Raw genomic sequence first — 2,403 nt, forward strand, 5'->3', positions numbered from 1 at the left:
AGAGTGCGGCGAGCAGCCCGATCACGAGGGCGAGACCGGCCCCCGAGCCCTGGCTCAGCTCGGTCAGGGTCGGCTCCAACGTGTCGGCCGCGCCGGAAGCGCCGACGTCCCGCAGGATCTGCAGGACGGTTCGCGCAGCCTCCTGGCCCTGCCCGAGCAGGCCGACGAGTGACATCAGCGCGATCAGGGCCGGGAACAGCGCCAGCACGGCGTAGTAGGTGAGGGCGGCCGCGAGGTCGGTGCACTCGTCGCGGGTGAACTCGTGCAACGTCTTGCGAGCCACGTACTTCCTCGACCGGGCATCGAGGTCGGTCGGGTCGTCGGGCTTGACGTCGGCCTCGGCGGACGGCGCCTCCTCGCTCCGGCGGCGCCCGTCGGTCGCCTCATCGGTGCGGGTCATCGTCGGCCTCGCCGCCTCAGGACGACGACCACGACGAGCGCGACGACCACGGCGCCGCCGACGGCGAGCTCGCGGCCGTGGTCACGACCGAGCGCGTGCGCCTTCTCGCGCGAGCGCGCGGGCACGTCGAGCTTGTGGGTCAGGGCGTCGACGGTCTCGGCGAGGTGCTCCCGGGTGTCCTGGAGGTCGGCCTGGATCTCGCTGCTGCTCCGTGCTGTCTGGGCTGCCTGCGCTGCCTGCGACTGCTCGTCGCCGTCCGGCTTCCGGTTCGGATTCTGGTCCGGCTTCTCGTCCTGCTCGCCGATGCTCACGAGGCGCCTCCCTTGAGGGCGTCGACGTCTCGACGCACGCTCTCCTTGCTGTGCTCGAGCGGCGGGGTCGCCTGGTCCAGCTCCTTCTTGCCGAGGAGCGCGGCGATCCCGGCCACGGCGAAGAGGCCGAGCGTCACGATGAGGGCGGCCAGCCACGCCGGGACGACGAGCGCGAGCACGAGCACGAGGGTCGCCACGAGCGCGCCGACGCCGTACAGGGCCACCAGGCCGGCGGTGCCGAAGAGTCCGGCCCCGAGACCTGCCTTGGTGACCGACTCGGTGATCTCGGTCTTGGCGAGCGCCATCTCGTCCCGCACGAGGGTGGAGAGGTCCTGGGCGACGGTGGCCATCAGCTCACCGACCCCGGCCTCGCTCGTGTGCGTGGGGTGAACGGACTCGGGGGCGGCGTGCCTGGATGCCTCCTTCCTGTCGCTCATGGCGTCGCCACACCCGTCCCTGACGTGGCCTGGTCCACGGTGGCCTTCGCCGACTCGGCCACGTCACCGGCCTTGGTCGCGGCGACGTCGCGGACCTCGGCGGCGCGTCGTCGCACCCCCGGGTCGGACCGGAGCTCGTCGAGCCGAGCGGTGGTCCACTCGTAGGGCCCCCGGCCGGCGCGCGAGCCGAGCAGGAACCCGACGGTGCCTGCTGCTGCCATGGTCAGCTTCGACATGAGATCGCTCCTTGGGTCGTCAGTCAGGAACCGGCGCCGGTGTCGTCCAGCGGCCGGCTCCACCAGGTTTTCTCAGGAACGGCTCTCAGGTCGCCATTCCTGCGGGTGACCCCGGAGAGGTGAGGGACGGACCGCTGACCGCGGCGGCGGGCTCCGTCGACAAACCTCGTCGGCGTAGCCTCGCCCGATGAGCGAGAAGACGATGCGCGAGCGGATGCTCGCCGGTGAGCCCTACATCGCTGACGACCCCGAGATCGCGCGTGACTCGCAGCGCGCGCTGCGGCTGACCCACGCGATCAACCTGGCGGACCCCACCGATGGGGAGACGCTGCGCGGTCTCTACACCGAGCTGCTGGGGTCCTACGGCGAGGGCGCGGAGATCCGGCCGCCGTTCCGCTGCGACTACGGCTACCAGACGACCTTCGGCGACCGGTCGTTCGCCAACTTCGGCCTGGTCGTCCTCGACGTCGCCACCGTGACGGTCGGCGACGACGTCCAGCTCGGTCCGAACGTCCAGCTGCTCACGGCCACGCACCCCCTCGAGCCGGCGCCGCGGCGCGACAAGTGGGAGGCGGCCGAGCCGATCGTGATCGGCGACAACGTGTGGCTCGGTGGTGGCGTGATCGTGTGTCCGGGGGTCTCGATCGGCGAGAACACCGTCGTCGGCGCCGGCGCGGTGGTCGTGTCCTCGCTTCCGGCGAACGTCGTCGCCGTGGGGTCTCCTGCTCGGGTGATCCGGCAGCTCTGACGCCGTCCCTCGGGTCACTTCTCGGGTGGCCGTCTCAGGCTGCGGGGTCTCCCGGCGCGGGCGGCCGGCCGAGCGGCTCGAGGTCGAGGCTGTTCTCGGGCAGGGCGAGCACCCGTTCGACGATCTGGTCGAACCCGTTCGTCTGCTCGGCGAGGGCGACGAGGTTGGCCGGCTCGTAGCCACCGGACTGGAAGTGCGTCACGGCACTGCTCGCGACCCGGATCGACAGCGCCCGCTCGTTCGTCATCCGCCGCCGTCCGCCCGAGAACGC

Annotated in this window: 6 protein-coding genes; 1 reads left to right on the forward strand and 5 read right to left on the reverse strand. The window is 71.8% G+C overall.

Annotation, left to right across the window (positions count from 1 at the left end):
• From VOI19_RS18165 to VOI19_RS18180, 4 genes are all read right to left on the reverse strand, one after another.
• Positions 1-400 (reverse strand): YihY/virulence factor BrkB family protein (locus tag VOI19_RS18165; protein ID WP_323794349.1); only part of this gene is annotated, 400 nt, incomplete at its 3' end.
• Positions 397-711 (reverse strand): DUF3618 domain-containing protein, encoded by a 315-nt coding sequence (locus VOI19_RS18170; protein WP_323794350.1) that lies wholly within the window; start codon positions 709-711, stop codon positions 397-399. The genes VOI19_RS18170 and VOI19_RS18165, both read right to left, overlap by 4 nt.
• A complete protein-coding gene (locus VOI19_RS18175; protein ID WP_323794351.1) occupies positions 708-1,148 on the reverse strand; it encodes a phage holin family protein in 441 nt (146 codons plus the stop codon). The genes VOI19_RS18170 and VOI19_RS18175 overlap by 4 nt, the downstream gene beginning before the upstream one ends.
• Positions 1,145-1,384, reverse strand: a complete 240-nt coding sequence (locus VOI19_RS18180) for a hypothetical protein (protein WP_323794352.1) — start codon at positions 1,382-1,384, stop codon at positions 1,145-1,147. Before VOI19_RS18180 ends, VOI19_RS18175 begins: the two co-directional genes overlap by 4 nt.
• A 187-nt stretch (positions 1,385-1,571) precedes the next feature.
• Between VOI19_RS18180 and VOI19_RS18185 the strand changes: the two genes are divergently transcribed.
• Entirely contained in the window at positions 1,572-2,132 is a 561-nt protein-coding gene (locus tag VOI19_RS18185) for a sugar O-acetyltransferase (protein WP_323794353.1), read from the forward strand.
• Positions 2,133-2,166: 34 nt separating this feature from the next.
• On the opposite strand, the gene VOI19_RS18190 is transcribed toward VOI19_RS18185, so the two are convergent.
• The coding region (locus tag VOI19_RS18190; protein ID WP_323794354.1) for a hypothetical protein at positions 2,167-2,403 on the reverse strand (237 nt) is incomplete at its 5' end.

It is taken from the genome of Nocardioides sp., from assembly GCF_034670285.1.
In the GTDB taxonomy this organism is placed as follows: domain Bacteria; phylum Actinomycetota; class Actinomycetes; order Propionibacteriales; family Nocardioidaceae; genus Nocardioides.

What these genes read in the sequence shown, in the direction of transcription:
- VOI19_RS18180 (WP_323794352.1), bottom strand. Translation starts at nt 1,384, where the DNA reads ATGTCGAAGCTGACCATGGCAGCAGCAGGCACCGTCGGGTTCCTGCTC.
- VOI19_RS18175 (WP_323794351.1), bottom strand. Translation starts at nt 1,148, where the DNA reads ATGAGCGACAGGAAGGAGGCATCCAGGCACGCCGCCCCCGAGTCCGTT.
- VOI19_RS18185 (WP_323794353.1), top strand. Translation starts at nt 1,572, where the DNA reads ATGAGCGAGAAGACGATGCGCGAGCGGATGCTCGCCGGTGAGCCCTAC.